We start from the raw sequence: 403 nt of genomic DNA on the forward strand, positions 1-403 counted from the left end.
CCGAATCCTCTTGCAAGGCGTCGTACAGGTCCGCGACCTGAAGGCGATAGTAGGTTGCCATGTTTGGATGCAGGAGGGGCGGAGGTTCATCCGCTTCTGCTAGAAACTGCTCCATTTCCTTTTTTCGGCGCTCAAGGCTCACCATCTTCTCATTGAGCCGATCGGCGGCTCCGCCCTTTAGGATCAGGTTCAGAAGGGTGTCCAGTTCCCGGTCGATCTTTTTGATTTCTGCTTCGGCCGAATCGATCGATGCACGTCCCTCCATGCGCAGCCGGTTCATCTCGCGGGTGAACTCGTCACAAAATTCCTTAAATAGGGCCGGGTCCATCAAATGGTGGCGAAGGGAGCTGAGCACGCGGGCCTCGAGCCGGTCACGGCGAATGTTCTTGCGATTGTCGCAGGT

At 56.6% G+C, this 403-nt stretch carries 1 protein-coding gene; it reads right to left on the reverse strand.

The genetic code is table 11. The features are described from left to right. Positions 1-403 (reverse strand): hypothetical protein (locus D7X55_RS42125; protein ID WP_199747480.1); only part of this gene is annotated, 403 nt, incomplete at both ends.

This window comes from Corallococcus sp. AB049A, assembly GCF_003668885.1.
GTDB classification, from domain to species: domain Bacteria; phylum Myxococcota; class Myxococcia; order Myxococcales; family Myxococcaceae; genus Corallococcus; species Corallococcus interemptor.